This window comes from uncultured Allobosea sp. (genome assembly GCF_945956895.1).
Classification (GTDB): domain Bacteria; phylum Pseudomonadota; class Alphaproteobacteria; order Rhizobiales; family Beijerinckiaceae; genus Allobosea.
Genome location: NZ_CAMFJF010000006.1, coordinates 56,330 through 70,936, shown reverse-complemented (window position 1 = coordinate 70,936; position 14,607 = coordinate 56,330). Strand labels below are relative to the sequence as shown.

The 14,607-nt window shown below is 68.6% G+C and carries 15 protein-coding genes; 7 read left to right on the top strand and 8 right to left on the bottom strand.

Annotated elements, in window-relative coordinates; all coding sequences use genetic code 11:
- Positions 1-43: 43 nt before the first annotated feature.
- Positions 44-634: a glycoside hydrolase family 19 protein gene (locus Q0Q02_RS05770; RefSeq protein WP_293807643.1), complete on the top strand. Its 591-nt coding sequence runs from the start codon at positions 44-46 to the stop codon at positions 632-634.
- Positions 635-689: 55 nt separating this feature from the next.
- Here Q0Q02_RS05770 and Q0Q02_RS05765 read toward each other — a convergent pair whose 3' ends face one another.
- The 3 genes from Q0Q02_RS05765 to Q0Q02_RS05755 form a co-directional block, all read right to left on the bottom strand.
- Positions 690-1,064, bottom strand: coding sequence for a response regulator (locus tag Q0Q02_RS05765; RefSeq protein ID WP_293807641.1), 375 nt, complete (start codon positions 1,062-1,064; stop codon positions 690-692).
- A gap of 9 nt (positions 1,065-1,073) precedes the next feature.
- Positions 1,074-1,631 (bottom strand): hypoxanthine phosphoribosyltransferase, encoded by a 558-nt coding sequence (hpt, locus tag Q0Q02_RS05760; RefSeq protein ID WP_293807640.1) that lies wholly within the window; start codon positions 1,629-1,631, stop codon positions 1,074-1,076.
- A 136-nt stretch (positions 1,632-1,767) separates the two neighbouring features.
- The gene (locus tag Q0Q02_RS05755; protein ID WP_293807639.1) at positions 1,768-2,568 is read right to left on the bottom strand and encodes a zinc-ribbon domain-containing protein; all 801 of its coding nucleotides are present in this window, start codon (positions 2,566-2,568) and stop codon (positions 1,768-1,770) included.
- Positions 2,569-2,825: 257 nt separating this feature from the next.
- Between Q0Q02_RS05755 and ftsE the strand changes: the two genes are divergently transcribed.
- The 5 genes from ftsE to Q0Q02_RS05730 all read left to right on the top strand — a co-directional run bounded on the left by ftsE (position 2,826) and on the right by Q0Q02_RS05730 (position 6,722).
- Positions 2,826-3,485: a cell division ATP-binding protein FtsE gene (ftsE, locus tag Q0Q02_RS05750; RefSeq protein ID WP_173043988.1), complete on the top strand. Its 660-nt coding sequence runs from the start codon at positions 2,826-2,828 to the stop codon at positions 3,483-3,485.
- Positions 3,472-4,434, top strand: a complete 963-nt coding sequence (locus Q0Q02_RS05745; RefSeq protein ID WP_293807637.1) for an ABC transporter permease — start codon at positions 3,472-3,474, stop codon at positions 4,432-4,434. The genes ftsE and Q0Q02_RS05745 overlap by 14 nt, the downstream gene beginning before the upstream one ends.
- 106 nt (positions 4,435-4,540) lie before the next feature.
- Positions 4,541-5,347: a YdcF family protein gene (locus tag Q0Q02_RS05740; RefSeq protein ID WP_293807635.1), complete on the top strand. Its 807-nt coding sequence runs from the start codon at positions 4,541-4,543 to the stop codon at positions 5,345-5,347.
- A 108-nt stretch (positions 5,348-5,455) separates the two neighbouring features.
- Complete coding sequence (locus Q0Q02_RS05735; RefSeq protein WP_293807633.1) at positions 5,456-6,217, top strand: lysophospholipid acyltransferase family protein; 762 nt, start codon at positions 5,456-5,458, stop codon at positions 6,215-6,217.
- A gap of 106 nt (positions 6,218-6,323) precedes the next feature.
- Positions 6,324-6,722 (top strand): hypothetical protein, encoded by a 399-nt coding sequence (locus Q0Q02_RS05730; RefSeq protein WP_293807631.1) that lies wholly within the window; start codon positions 6,324-6,326, stop codon positions 6,720-6,722.
- On the opposite strand, the gene Q0Q02_RS05725 is transcribed toward Q0Q02_RS05730, so the two are convergent.
- Complete coding sequence (locus Q0Q02_RS05725) at positions 6,723-7,292, bottom strand: gamma-glutamylcyclotransferase (RefSeq protein ID WP_293807629.1); 570 nt, start codon at positions 7,290-7,292, stop codon at positions 6,723-6,725. It abuts the gene before it with no gap.
- Between the two features lie 169 nt (positions 7,293-7,461).
- On the opposite strand from Q0Q02_RS05725, the gene Q0Q02_RS05720 reads away from it, so the two are divergent.
- Positions 7,462-8,502, top strand: a complete 1,041-nt coding sequence (locus Q0Q02_RS05720) for a DUF2125 domain-containing protein (protein ID WP_293807628.1) — start codon at positions 7,462-7,464, stop codon at positions 8,500-8,502.
- A 178-nt stretch (positions 8,503-8,680) separates the two neighbouring features.
- Here the strand turns inward: Q0Q02_RS05720 and rpoH are convergent, their stop codons facing one another.
- The 4 genes from rpoH to Q0Q02_RS05700 form a co-directional block, all read right to left on the bottom strand.
- The gene (gene rpoH, locus Q0Q02_RS05715; RefSeq protein ID WP_257732662.1) at positions 8,681-9,577 is read right to left on the bottom strand and encodes an RNA polymerase sigma factor RpoH; all 897 of its coding nucleotides are present in this window, start codon (positions 9,575-9,577) and stop codon (positions 8,681-8,683) included.
- Positions 9,578-9,795: 218 nt separating this feature from the next.
- Positions 9,796-10,824 (bottom strand): RluA family pseudouridine synthase, encoded by a 1,029-nt coding sequence (locus tag Q0Q02_RS05710; RefSeq protein WP_293807626.1) that lies wholly within the window; start codon positions 10,822-10,824, stop codon positions 9,796-9,798.
- Positions 10,825-11,024: 200 nt separating this feature from the next.
- Positions 11,025-12,740 carry a heme biosynthesis HemY N-terminal domain-containing protein gene (locus tag Q0Q02_RS05705; RefSeq protein WP_293807624.1) on the bottom strand — a complete coding sequence of 572 codons (1,716 nt, stop codon included), beginning with the start codon at positions 12,738-12,740 and terminating at the stop codon, positions 11,025-11,027.
- A gap of 18 nt (positions 12,741-12,758) precedes the next feature.
- Entirely contained in the window at positions 12,759-14,606 is a 1,848-nt protein-coding gene (locus Q0Q02_RS05700; RefSeq protein WP_293807622.1) for a uroporphyrinogen-III synthase, read from the bottom strand.
- Position 14,607: the final 1 nt, after the last annotated feature.

Sequence of the window (14,607 nt, the reverse complement as noted above, 5' to 3'; positions counted from 1 at the left end):
GCGGCAGCGGCGATGATGCCCTCCTTCTCGGGAGGGCATTTTCATGTCGATGCGCGCCATCGGAACCTGGTTCGGCCCCGGTCGTCCCACCGAACCGGCCTTGGCTGTGACCCGCGAGCGCCTGCTGGGTCTCGCTCCCTCAGCCAATGCCGCGATCGTCGCCGGCATCGCCGAGCGCTTCGATCAACTCGCCTACGACCACGCCGTCACGACGCAATTGCGCATCTGCCATTTCCTGGCGCAGGCCGCCCATGAGACCGACGGCTTCCGCACGCTCGAGGAATATGGCGGTCCCGCCTATTTCGTCCGCTACGAGGGCCGGCGCGATCTCGGCAACACCCAAACCGGCGACGGCATCCGCTATCACGGCCGCGGCATCTTCCAGCTGACCGGCCGAGCCAATTACCACCGCTTCGGCCAGATCCTCGGCATCGACCTCGAAGCCGAGCCCGGGCGGGCGAAGGAGCCAGAGACCTCGCTGCGCGTCGCTTTCGCCTATTGGACCGAGCGCGCCATCAACGTAGCCGCCGATGCCGACGATAGCGAACGCGTGACCAGGCTGATCAACGGCGGCCGCAACGGGCTGTCGGAACGGGCGCGTTATCTCGCGAAGGCGAAGGGGATTTGGACCTGACCACGCAGAAGGCGCCCGTTGGAATGCTGGCCGTCGCGCGGGTCCCGCAATACAGCTACCCGATCGAGCGTTCGATCACCTTCATCACGGTCGCGCGCAATTCCGCGATGGTGAAGGGCTTGGCCATCACCTCAGACACGATCGTCTCAAGGCTCTTGGCCCGCTCGCGCTGCTCGGCATAGCCGGTCATCAGCATGATCGTCAGCTCCGGGAACTGCTGCTTGGCGGCGAGCGCCAGCGCGATCCCGTCCATCAGCGGCATGCGGATATCGGTCAGCAGCAGGTCGAAGCGCCCCTGCTCGGCTTCGAGGATGTCGAGCGCCTCGGCCCCGTCCGATGCGGTCAGGCAGCTATGTCCATCGAGGCTCAGGCCGCGCGCGACCAGCACGCGCAGCGGCTCCTCGTCATCGACGACCAGAATACGTGACATGAACGCTCCTCAGATACCGGGTAATCCGGCCTGATCATCGGTCTCGACCACGCCGACGAAGGGCAGCTGTCGATAGGAATGGGCCACGTCCATGCCGTAGCCGACCACGAAATAGTCGGGGCATTCGAAGCCGACATAATCCGCCTGGATGTTGACCGCCCGCTTATGCGGTTTCTCCAGCAGCACGGCGGTGGAGACCTTGGCAGCCCCCCGCGCCGCCAGCAGGTCCTTGGCGAAGGCCAGCGTCCGGCCGGATTCGAGGATATCGTCGACCAGCAGCACATCGCGCCCGCGCACTTCGCTCTGGACATCGCGCAGGATCTCGACCTGGCCCGAGGAGACGGTTCCCGAGAGATAGCTCGACAGATGGACAAACTCGACCTGCGGCGAGAGCCCGGTGCGGTGCATCGCCCGGATCAGGTCGGCGGCGAACATGAAGCTGCCCTTCAGGACGGCAACGACGAGCAGGTCCTTCGGGTTGCTGGCCGCGATGGCCTGCGCCATCTCCTCGTTGCGCCGCGCGATCGTCGCTTCGTCGTAGAGAACCCTGATGCGCCGTTCCGGCATGATGACTCCGTTTCGATACCCGGCCGCAGCCGGCCCCGCGTGACGCCGATGCGCCGAAGGCCTGTTGAGGCGACAATATGTGAACACCGTCCGGCTGCTGGTCCGGCTCGGTCGACAGATACCCGTCCTAGCAGCCTCAGTGCTTGCTGGCGAGATTGGCCGCGCTCTGCGCCGAGGTGAAGCGCACCCTGACCGACTGCCCCTGCTCCGGCGGAGAGGCCAGCCGTGCCCGGAAGCGGATCAGCTCCGCCGGCTGCAAGCTCGTGCGCGGCGGCTCGGTCGTCCAGGTGTAGAGCGTCGCGCCGGCGGCATCCCTGACCGCAACCTCGATCGGCGGCACCATGGTCTTGCTCTTGGTGACGTTGGTGACATCCCCCTCGACGACGAGGAAGCGGTTCTGCCCGTCCTCGACGAGGCCACTTTCGATCGAGCTGAGGCTGAGACCCCGGACATTGACGGGCATGCCGATCTTCTCGAACAGGCCTGCAAGCTGCGGCGCCGCACGGACCGCCGCCTCGCGCTGCCAGACCACGCCGCCAAGCAAGACAAGTCCCGCGAGCGCGGCAACAGCCGGCAGCCCGGCCCCTCCGCGACGCAGAATGGCGCCTGGCGCCTTGCGCGCCTTGCCGGAAGGCTTGCCGCGGCGCTTCGGCCCGGCGGCAGGCGGCGCCTCGACGGCAGGTGCCTCCCCGGCCTCATCCTGGCGCGCGCCTTCGGCGGCGATTGCGGTGATCTCGGCCTCGATCGACGCGGCGCGCTCCAGCTCCTCGGCGAGCAGCGCCTGGGTCTCCGCCGCGCTGGGCGGCTCGGGAAATGCGGTAGGTTCGACATGCCACGACGTCTTGCAGCCGGCGCATCGCACCTTGCGCCCTTCCGGCCCCAGTTTGGCCGCGTCGAGCTCATACTGGCTCGCGCAGGATGGGCAGACGATCAGCATGGGTGCGAGCCAACTCCTTCAAACCGGTGGCCATGAGCGATTCGGCCCGGCCGACGTTGCCCCCGTGCCTTGGCCGGCGGCAAGGCGCCGCATGACGGCAGCCGTTGCGCGCGTCTCCATTGGCGCAATTTATGGTTAACGCTCCGTGAAGAATCGCTGGGGCAGATTGGTCGCATCACGATCTTTCCGCGCCCCCCGGCTTGCGGTGTAGGATCGTCTGCGGATTCGCAAGAGATCGGTTCAGCGAGGAAGACCGTTTGGTTCGGTTCGAGAATGTCGGCCTGCGTTACGGCATGGGCCCGGAGGTGCTGAAGGACATCAACTTCAGCATCGAGCCGCGCTCGTTCCAGTACCTCACCGGCCCCTCCGGCGCCGGCAAGACGACGCTGATGCGCCTCATCCTGATGGCGTTGAAGCCGACGCGCGGGCTGGTCAACCTGTTCGGCCAGGACGTCTCGCGGCTGGATCCCGACACGCTCACCGCCTTCCGCCGCCGCATGGGCGTCGTCTTCCAGGATTTCCGCCTGCTCGATCACCTCACCGTCTATGAGAATGTCGCGCTGCCGCTGCGCGTCCTCGGCAAGGAGGAGGCGAGCTACCGCGCCGAGGTCGTCGAATTGCTGCGCTGGGTCGGGCTCGGCGAACGCATGCATGCCGTGCCCCCCGTCCTCTCCGGCGGCGAGAAGCAACGCGCCGCGATCGCCCGCGCCCTGATCAGCCGGCCCGAGCTCCTGCTCGCCGACGAGCCGACGGGCAATGTCGACCCCGGCTTGGGCCGGCGCCTGCTGCGGCTGTTCATGGAGCTGCAGGCGCTCGGCACCGCCGTGGTCATCGCGACCCACGACCTCAACCTGATGGATATCTACGACGCGCCGCGCCTCGTGCTCGCCGACGGACACCTGCATGTCGACGCCTGAGGTCAGCGACCGGGAAACCGGGCGGGCAGAGCGCGGCCTGCCCGCCAATCTCCGCCGGGACCAACCGCTCGTACCCGTCGACAATGTCGCCGGCCGCGCACTGATGGCCGTGATCGCGATCCTGACCTTCCTCGCCTCGCTCAGCGCGGGCGCAGCCGTCCTCGCCGCGCGCGCCTCCGATCAATGGCGCGGCGCCATCTCCAACGAGATGACCATCCAGGTCCGCCCCGACTCGCATCGCAAGATCGACGACGACGTGGCGCGCGCCGTCATGCTCGCGAGCGGGTTGAAGGAGGTCGAGAGCGTCCGTGCCGTGCCCAAGGCCGAATCGGACAAGCTGCTAGAGCCCTGGCTCGGCACGGGGCTCGATCTCGTCGAATTGCCGGTGCCGCGCCTGATCGTGCTCAAGCTCAGGCCGGATGCCGGCGCCGATCTCGCCGGCTTCGGCGCGGCGCTGCGCCGCGAGGTACCGACCGCGACGCTGGACGACCACCGGCTTTGGGTCAGGCGCCTCTCCGCCATGGCCGGCACCATCATCGCCTCGGGCTTCGCCATCGTCCTGCTCGTCCTGACCGCGGCGGCTCTCGCCGTCGCCTTCGCCACGCGCGGCGCCATGGCCGGCAGCCGCGACAGCGTCGAGGTCCTGCATTTCGTCGGGGCCAACGACGATTTCATCGCGCGGGAATTCCAGAGCCGCTTCATCCGGCTCGGCCTCCGCGGCGGATTGTTTGGAGGCCTCGCCGCGATCGCCACGATCGGCGTGCTCGGCTTCCTCGCTTCGCGCTGGAGCGCGACGCCCGAGGCGGAGCAGTTGCAGGCCCTGTTCGGCGCCTTCGAGATCGGCTGGACGGGCTATGGTGCCGTCCTCCTCGTCGCGCTGGTCGTGGCGGCGATCGCCGGCCTGGTCTCGCGCTTCACGGTCCGCCACCACCTGAGGATGCTGGCATGAGCATCCCGACGAGCGCGCGCCGTCAACAAAGCCTTAACGCCTGCGGCAAGGCCGGACGCGGGCGTGCCGCCGTTATGCCCGATTGGCACGCTACGACGGCAGCGTCATGGCCATGATCGGCAGCACCAACGACCATCTCACGATGGCGCCTTCCGCTTCCGCGCCCCGGGACGGCAAGCCCGCCCGGTCGATCTCGCTGCGTCGCATTCTCGGGTTGGCGGCGGCGACCGTCGTCGGCATCGGCGTGCTGCTTTTCGGCATCGGCTATGTCCGCTTCGCCGCGATGATCGACGGGCGCGAACGCACGGACACGCCGCGCACCGATGCGATCGTTGTGGTCACTGGCGGAGCCCAGCGTGTCGGCGATGCTATCGGCTTGCTTGGCGCCGAGCGCGGACAACGGCTTTTGATCAGTGGCGTCAACGAGAGGACCGGCCGCGAGGAACTCGCCAAGCTGAACCCGGCTTCGCGCGATCTGCTTTCCTGCTGCGTCGACCTCGACTATCGCGCCCGCAACACCATCGGCAACGCGATCGAGACCCGCCGCTGGGTGCGTCGCCACGGCTTCCGCTCGCTGCTGGTGGTGACCTCGAACTACCATATGCCGCGCACGCTCGCCGAATTCGGGCACGCGATGCCGGGCGTCCAGCTCGTCGCCCATCCGGTCGTGACCGACCATATCGACACCGCCGGCTGGTGGAACCGCTGGTCCGTCGTCAAGGTGCTCGCCCCGGAATATGCGAAATACCTCGCCGCGCGCCTGCGCAGCTTCGTCGAAAGCGATCCGGAAAATTCGCGCCTCTCGGTCATCATCGGCGGCCGCAAACCGGTTTCGCCGAAGCCTGCCGACACCTTGGGGCCCGCCGCCGAAAAGCGCACGCGCCTGCTGGGCCAGCATCGCCACGAAGGTTGATGCCGAACGGCAAGCTCGATCGTCGCGCGTCCGATCAGACGCGATAACGATGATCAATCCGATGCCATAGCGCTTGACCGGAAGGGCGTCTCAGGCTCATTGCGCAGCATGCTCGTCCTGCGCTCCCTCGCCTTCAACACCCTGTTCTATGCCAATCTCATCCTCTGGCTGATCTTCGCGGTCCTGCCCTCGCTGCTCTTGCCGAAGCGGGTCCTGCTGGCGGTCGCGATCGGCTGGTCGCGCTCTTCGCTCTGGCTGATGCGCGTCGTCGCCGGCATGCGCTGCGAGATCACCGGCATCGAGAACATCCCGCAGGGAGGCCTGATGGTCGGTGCCAAGCACCAGTCCTTCCTGGAGACCTTCGCGCTGGTGACGGTCTTCCGGAATCCGGTCTTCATCCTGAAGCGCGAACTGACCTGGATCCCTGTCTTCGGCTGGGCCTTGACGAAGATGCGGATGATTCCCGTCAACCGCGGCGCGCGGGCCCGCGCGCTCTCCCATGTCACGCGCCGCGCCAAGATCGAGCTCGGCCAGAACGGCCGCCAGCTCCTGATCTTCCCTGAAGGCACCCGCCGCGCGCCAGGGGCCCCGCCCGCCTACAAATTCGGAGCAGCCCATCTCTATGCCGAGCTCGGCGTGCCCTGCGTCCCGGTTGCCCTGAACACCGGCCTCTACTGGCCGCGCCGCAAGTTCCTGCGCCGCCCGGGCACGGTCCGCATCGTGATCCTGCCGCCGATCGAACCGGGTCTCGACAAGGTCTCGTTCCAGCACCTGCTGCAGGAGCGGATCGAGGCCGCAAGCGACCACCTCCTGGCTCAAGGCCGGGCCGAGCTCGCCGCGCGCGGCATGGACCCGCTCGCCAACTCCTGACAGGCCCTGACAGCAGAACCTCGGCCGAAATGCGGTTTCGCGATCGGCGGCGCTTGACTTATCCCCATGTCGTTCCCATTTTGTTCCTATCACAGGAGGAACGGACATGGCCGCTCTCGCCTATCGCTACACCCCCGATCTCTTCGACGAGGCGCCGGCCGCCCGCGAAATGCCCCTGCGCAGCACGGCCGCGCTGAGCGAGCGCCGCTTCACCGCCTGGCGCGGTCGCTCCGGCCGGCGCTATGTCGCCTCGGTCTTCACCGTCGACGACACGCATGCGCTCAGCTTCACCGATGCGGTCCTGCTCGCGATCTCCGCCGATCGGCGCGTCATCGCCGCCCGCGATTCCGGCCCCTTCGGCATCGAGGCGGCATTGGGCCGCTGGCAGCGCGCGGTCCTGGCCGCCGGCGCCTGCGAGATCCATGTCCACCTGCTCGCCGAGGACGGAATGAGCCGTCGCGCCGCCCTGCTCGACCTGATGCCGGAAGCGAACCCGGAAGGCTGATCAACCCGCGAGCGGCGGGTGGGGCGCACCCAGCCCCGGCGCCAGCTGCTGCGCCAGCCCGGCCAGAACGGGATCGAAGATACCCATCTTGCGCAGATGCTCATGCGTCTGCAGCACATAGTCCGGGTTCTCGCCGGACTGGCCCCTGCCTTCGCGCACGAGCTTGAGCAGCTGTTCCGGCGGCAGCTTGCCGGCATATTGCAGGTGCTTGCGGTCGGCGACATAGACGATCCCGCGCACCTGCCGGCCGTCCTCCAGACTCAACGGAACATGGCGCTCGAGATAGACCGCCGTCGCCTGCTCGCGCGCCCGGAGATAATCAACAGTCTCCTGCGCCTGCCCGGCCGCGACGCGGAAGGCAAGGCCCCGGCAGACCCCGCCACGATCCAGCCCGAGCACTAACCCCGGCCGCTCCGGCGTACCGCGATGCACATGCGAGAACACGCAGAGCGAACGATGATAGCCGCGGAGGCGCGCCTGCACGCTTTCCTCGAAGGCGAAGCCCGGCCGCCAGATCAGCGAGCCGTAGCCGAAGACCCAGAGATCCGTTGCGCCGAATTCGGTCGTCATCCTCGTCCCATAATTTGGCCGCGCCGGCCTGCTTGCTTGAGCATCAGACCGAAAAGCGGTACCCGCCTTTCGAGCAAATCCGGTGCCACGACAACGAGATAGACCGCCCGCGAAAGCAACCCGGGCGATCTAACGATCCGCCCGCCTCCGCGCAAGGAACGCCTGCCGCATGACCGATCCCCTTCCGACGCGCCGCCGCAGCCGCTTCTGGCTCTACGGGCCCTTCGTGCTGCTCGTCGTCCTGGCCGCAGCCTGGTCCGCCTTCTGGTTCTATGCACGCGGCCGCATCGCGACCGAGGTCGACGTTGCGCTGGCGCGCGAGGTCGAGCGCGGCCGCACCTGGACCTGCACCGATCGCAGCATCGGCGGCTTCCCCTTCCGCATCGAATTGCGCTGCAACGCGCTAAGCCTGACCTCGACCCGCTGGGGCGATGCGGTGCGCGTCGAGACCGGGCCTGCCGTCGCCGTCGGCCAGATCTATTCGCCCGGCCTTGTCATCCTCGAGGCATCGAGCCCGGCGAAAGTCACCCTGCCCGAAGGCCGCGTGCTCGATCTCACCTGGAAGAATCTCGATGCCAGCCTCGCCTGGCGCAGCCCGGAGCGCTTCGCGCTCGTCGCCAGCGAGCCGCGCGGCGTTCTGACCGTACCCGGCCTCGCCAGCGAGACCTGGGGCGCTGCCACGCTCGAAGCGCACCTGCGCCGCAATCCGACGCGCCCCGCCACCGATCAGGCGGTGGACATCGCAATCACCGCCAAGGGCACCCTCCTGCCGCCGATCGATGCCCTGCTCGGCAACACGGAAGCCGGTGAGATCGACCTGCAGGCGACGCTCACCCAGGCCGAGAGCTTCCGGAAGGGCTTCAATCCCGACGCCCTCGAAAGCTGGCGGACCGCCAACGGCACCCTCGAGCTGACCCGCGTCGTCTCGACCAAGGGCAGGGCTCGTGTCGATGGCAGCGGCCAGTTGCAGCTCGACCCGCTGCACCGCGTCGCCGGCGATCTCCAGCTGGCAGCCGCCGGCATCGAGCAGATCGGCGGCCTGCGCATCGGCAACCTCCTGGGCGGCCTTGGCGGCCTCCTCGGCGGCCGTGGCGGCAACGGCGCCGCGACATCTGGCCTGACGACACTGCCGCCGGTCTCGCTGCGCGAGGGCCGGGTCTTCATCGGCCCCTTCCGCCTGCCGCTCCAGCCGCTGCCGCCGTTGTATTGAGGCATTTGCAGGCCGTCATGCTCGGGCTTGCCCCGAGCATCTCTGGACACGAAGGCGCTGGTGCCTCTTCCGGCATGAGTTTCTCGGGTCAACGCTCCGCGCCGCCCGAGAATGACGCCCTTATGAAAAAGGGGCGCCGCGAGGCGCCCCTTAACTGTGTTGGAACCTGAGATCGAACTCACGCCGCCGGCAGCGCAGCGCGCGGCGCCTCGATCCGGGTGATCGCCTTCTTCACGGCCTCCTGCACCTTCTCGAAGGCGCGGACCTCGATCTGGCGCACGCGCTCGCGCGACACGCCGAACTCCTCGGAGAGCTGCTCCAGCGTGATCGGATCCTCGGCGAGACGGCGCGCCTCGAAGATGCGGCGCTCGCGCGGATTGAGCACCTCCAGCGCCTCGCGCAGCGCCGAGTGGCGGTTATCCGCCTCCTCGGAATCGGCGAGGCGGCGCTCCTGGCTTTCCGAATCGTCGACCAGCCAGTCCTGCCACTCGCCCTCGCCATCCTCGCGCAGCGGCGTGTTGAGCGACGCGTCACCGCCAAGGCGGCGATTCATGTCGACCACGTCCTGCTCGTTGACGCCGAGCTTGGTCGCAATCTGCTGGACCTGATCGGGGCGCAGATCGCCCTCGCCCAGCGCCGAGATCTTGCTCTTGGCCTTGCGCAGGTTGAAGAACAGCTTCTTCTGGTTGGCGGTGGTGCCCATCTTCACCAGCGACCACGAGCGCAGGATGTATTCCTGGATCGAGGCCTTGATCCACCACATCGCATAGGTGGCCAGCCGAAAGCCCTTCTCGGGCTCGAAGCGCTTCACCGCCTGCATCAGGCCGACATTGCCTTCCGACACGACTTCGCCGATCGGCAGGCCGTAGCCGCGATAGCCCATGGCGATCTTGGCGACGAGGCGCAGATGCGAGGTGACGAGCTTATGCGCCGCGTCGCGGTCGCCATGCTCGCGCCAGCGCTTGGCCAGCATGTATTCCTCGCTCGGTTCCAGCATCGGGAACTTGCGGATTTCATCGAGATAACGTGACAGTCCGCCTTCGGCGGACAGGACGGGCAGCGAAGCACTCGCCATGCTCGTTCTCCTCATCGAGGCCCCCGCTTGGCGGCAGGCCCTCCGCGCGATCAACCTTCGCGCAGGCTTCGGACCCGGCAAAACGATCCAACGCGGGAACCTGTCATCGGTTCGGTCGGAACGTTCGCTTGCGGCGCCCCCTTGGCCATCCGCATCCGAACAACCCCAGTATATGCGAACTCACTCTGGCGGAAAGGTGGCAAAACCGCCGGTTTCGCTCACAGCCGCGCGAGAGCTGCTTGCAGATTCGCAAAGTCCTCGGGCGGCTCGGATTCGAACAGCATCTCCTCGCCGGTCGCCGGATGCTCGAAGCCGAGGATCGCGGCATGCAATGCCTGCCGCCCGAGCGCGGCCAGCGCAGCTTGCGCATCCGTCGGCAAACGCACCGCCTTGGTAGCGAAACCCGAGCCATAGAGCTGGTCGCCCAGCAAGGGATGGCCGATATGGCTCATATGCACGCGAATCTGGTGTGTCCGCCCGGTTTCGAGGCGGCACTCGATCAGGCTCGCCAGCGGCTCGGTCTCGTCGAGGCCCTTCAGCAAGGGCGGATAGCGTTCGAGCAATTCGATATGGGTGATCGCCTCGCGCCCGCGCCCTTCCTTCACCACGGTCATCTTCTCGCGGTTGCGGGTCGAGCGCTCGATCGGCGCATCGATCGTGCCTTCGCGCAGGCGCGGCACGCCCCAGGCGATCGCGAGATAGGCGCGCTGCAGCGGCCCGGTGCGGCCATGGTCGGCGAATTGCTTGGCGAGCTTCTGATGCGCACGGTCGTTCTTGGCGACGACGAGCAGGCCGCTCGTATCCTTGTCGAGCCGGTGCACGATGCCCGGCCGCCTGACTCCGCCGATGCCGGACAGGCTCTCCCCACAATGGGCGATCAGGGCGTTGACCAGCGTGCCGTCCTCATGCCCGCCGGCCGGATGGACGACGAGCCCCGCCGGCTTGTCGATCACGATCAGGTGCTCGTCCTCGTAGACGACGTCGAGCGGAATATCCTGCCCAACGGGATCGGCCGGCTTCGCCGCCGGCATAACCAGGGCGATCGTATCGCCCTCGACCACCTTGCGGCTGCCATCGCTGAAGACGGCGCCGTTGAGGCTGACCCCACCCTCCTTGATGACCTGCTGCAAGCGCGCGCGCGAAATCTCGCCGGCAAGCAGGGCGAGCGCCTTGTCCAGGCGCTGGCCGGCCTGCTCGGGGCCGACCGTCAGGGTGACGGTGGCATTCGGATCGAGAATGGATGTCATCGCGCCGCTATAAGGCGCAAGCGCCTCGGCCGCACGCCTTTTCCGCAGTTCGAGACCAAACCTCCACCGTCATCCCGGACGGAGCGAAGCGAAGATCCGGGATCCATTCCGGAGCCTCACCAAGACATGTTCCGGAATGGATCCCGGGTCTCCCTACGGTCGCCCGGGATGACTATGGAGGGCGGAAGAAGCGACAGTCGTCAGCCGAACAGCCTGAAGCCGCCCTTCTTCGGTTCCGGCGGCGGCTCCTCCTCCGGTCCCGGATCGTCCGGCGCATGCGAGACCGGGAAGATCACCGGCTTGGGCGATGCCGCCTCGCGCTGTGTGGGCTTGCTTTCGACCGGCTTGGCCTCGGCAGGCTTCGGTTCAGCGGGTTTCGCGGGCTCGACGACCGCCTCCACCGGCTTCGGCTCGGCAGCCGGCTTCGGTTCCTCCTTCGGAACCGACGGCGCGGCAGCGGCGACCGGCTCCGGCTTGGGCTCTTCCTTCGGTGCGGGCGGAGGCGGCGGAGGAGGTGGCGGCGCAACAGCCGCGGGCTCGATCGTCGTGACGCTCTCGGCCTTGACCTCGATCAGCTTGGTTGAATCATCGAGATCGGCGAGCACGTCGTCGGCGGCCTGCGCCTTGCTGCCGAGCGTCGCCGGCGGCACGGTCCAGACGAAGGCATCGAGCCGGCCGGTGATCGGCGAGACCGGCATCCAGTGATCGGAAACCAGCCCGTCGGCGACCCAGGCGGCATCGCGCGGCGCCCGCGTCGCCCGTGCCAGCCATTCGCGCACCCGGCCCGCAGCGCCGTGTTCGGCATCCTCCAGCTCCGCCATCAGCAGGCAGGCCCGCACCGAGGCTCCGCCCGCCAAAAGCGGTTTCAGCGTCTCGCGCGCCTTCTGGAATTCGCGCGCCTGGATCGCGGCTCCAGCCAGCGCCAGGACGCTTTCCGGATCGGAGGGACGCAGCTTCGTCAGCGTGACCGCGCGGTTGAGGCGATCGAGCGCGCTGTCACCTGGCCGCGCATCGAGATAGGCCGCGGCGATGTCGGGATGCGGCGCATCCTTCCAGGCGGCTTCCAGCAGCTTCGACGCCTTGCGGACATCGCCGCGCTCGGCGAGCATCCGGCCAGCCAGAGCAGCGGCCGGCGTCAGCGCTGGCGAAAGCTTCGCTGCTTCGAGCGCGGCAGCGAGCGCCTTCTCGGGTTCATTGTCGCGCGCCTGCAGGGCCTCGGCGGCCAGCAGCACCGCGCGCTGGCGGCGTGCCTCGGCCTTGTCGGCGAGCCTGAGCGCGGCACGGCGCTCGACGGCCGTGCGCGCCGCCTGCCAGTCGCCGGCCTGCGTGTGAAAATCGAGCAGGGCGTCATTGGCCCAGGCCAGCGAAGGCGAGCGGCGTACCGCATCGTCGGCAAAGGCACGCGCGGCAACGGCATCCCCGCGCCGCTTGGCCTCGACGAAGAGCCCGCGCAGGCCCAGCACCCGCGTCTCGGATTTCTCCAGCATCGCCTTGAAGGCGGCCTCGGCCTGCGCCCGGTCGCCGCTCAATTGCGCGGTCTGCGCTTCCAGCAGCAGGGTCAGCGGCTCGTTCGGAACGAAGCGACGGGCCTCGCCGGTATAGCGCCCGGCAGCAACGGGATCACCCGCACCGATCGCGACCATGCCGCGCGACACGGCCTCGAAGCCACGCGCCCGGCGCCGCGCCCGCGACGACAGGCTGAAGGCGGAGGGCAAGCCGAAGACGAAGCGAAAGATCGCCCAGACCAGCAGGACGAGGAAGGCGAGCGCGACGACGCCGATCGCCGCCAGCGCCACGCTGGTCTCGATCCGGTAGCCCTGCCAGAGCACGGAGACTTCGCCCGGCCGGTCGGCGAGCCAGACGGCGCCAAAGGCAAGGCAGGCGAAGACGGCGAGGTAGACGAGAACGCGAACCATGGACCTCTCAACCCTCCGTCAGCCGGCCACGCCGAGCGCCGCAACCGCATCCTGCGCGATTTTGGCGATCGCCGCATCCGCTGCGGCACGCTTCTGCAGATCGGCGCCGAATTCCGCACTGGCACGGCGCGCCGGCTCAGGCAACTGAGCCCACAGGGCCGCAGCCTTGACGATATCCCCGGCAGCGATGGCGCTTTCCAGCCGGATCGGCAGCGTCGCGGGGTCGGTCGAACCGCTGTCGCCGACCGGGCGGACGGTGACGACGCGGCTCGTCAAGGCGAGCAGCTTGTCGCTCCAGCTGTCGGAAGCCGGCATCACCTCGCGCTGGAACATCGCGCCATGCTTGCGGAAGCCCGCCTGCAGCATATCGCGCGTCGGCGCGCCACCAGCGGAGACGGCCGCCAGGGCGGCGACATCCGCCTGTGCCACGCCGCTTTTCGTCAGAGCTGCGATATCGCCGGCGAAGGGCCGCCCGCCGGCAAGCGCACGCTGCACCCGCTCCGCGAGCACGATCCGCGCTGCCGCCATTGCTTCGGGACTGGCGCCTGCCGCAGCCTTCGCCTGCGTCTCGACATTGCCGAGCCGCCCCGCGACCTGGTCGAGGCGCTGGCCGACGGACGCGGCCGCCGCTTCCGCGCGCTGAGCCTGGGCGCTCAGCGCGCTCGTATCCGGCGCCTGCGCGTTACCGAGCGAAGCAAGCTTCGCCGTCACCGCCTGAAGCGCGGAGCCGGCCTTCGCCGCCGCTTCCGATGCAGCGACCGCCTTGCGGTCGGCGGCAGCCGCACTGGCCTGCGCAGCCTCCAGCCGGCTGCGCAACTCCACAATCGCCTCGCTGCTTCCCGAAGAGGCAGGCTTGGGCAGAACGTAGGACACGAGCGCACCGCCGATCACGCCACCAGCGAGGGCCGCCGCGGCGACCGCGAACCAAGGCGTGCGAGCCGGCGCTTCGCGCTCGGCCGGCGCACGCGCCTCGACAGGCGGCGGCGCGAATTCCTTCGGCAGCGCTTCGGTCGGCGCAACCGCTTCGGGCGAAGGCTTTTCGCCTCCCGCTTCACCGACGGCTTCCGGCATGGGCACGGCCTTCAGCTCGACGGTCGGCGGCGTGCGTTGCAGGCTGCCGCGTGGCTGCGGCCGGGCCGGGTCGGTGAGCCGCTCGCGCGCCGAGACCTGCTCCAGCGCCGCGAGCATCCCCGCCTCCTCCGGGTGCTCCGCCACCAGCACCGTGCTGGCGCCGGCCGCGATGAGCGGCGAGGCGACATCGGCAGAGAGCGCGACATGGGTGAGTTCGAGCGCCTCGTCGGCGACGCCGGCCGCCTGTGCCAGCGTGATGAAGGTCCGCGCCCCACGCGCCGAATAATGCAGCGCGGCGCCACCGGCGCCATGCCGCAGCGCGGCCTGCGTATCCTCCGGCAGGACCGAAACCGGCTCCGCTGCATAGGCGGTCCAGAGCGTGACCTCATAGCCGGCCTCGCGCAGGCGGTCCGGCATGTCCTCCTTGCGGTCGCGCCCGACGATCATCAAGAGCTTCGCGGGCGCCGGCAGCGTCCGCTTGATCAGTTCGATCAGGTCGTTGCGGTCGCCGTTGGCACTGCGGGTATCCTCCAGCCCGGCCTCGCGCACCTTTGCGGCCGTGCGGCTCCCCACGGTGAAGATCGGCAGGTCTCGCCAGGCCGCAGGCCCATCGGCCAGCGCCGGCACGCCGTTGCCACTGGTCAGCACGAGCGCGTCGAACGCGCCCTCGGGCGCAGCGTCCGTCAGGCGGATCACCTCGAAGAGCGGAGCGACGACCGGCTCGAAGCCGTGCTCGGCGATGGCGCGTGCCGTCCGCTCGGCATCAGGACGGGGACGAAAGACGAAGACGCGCATT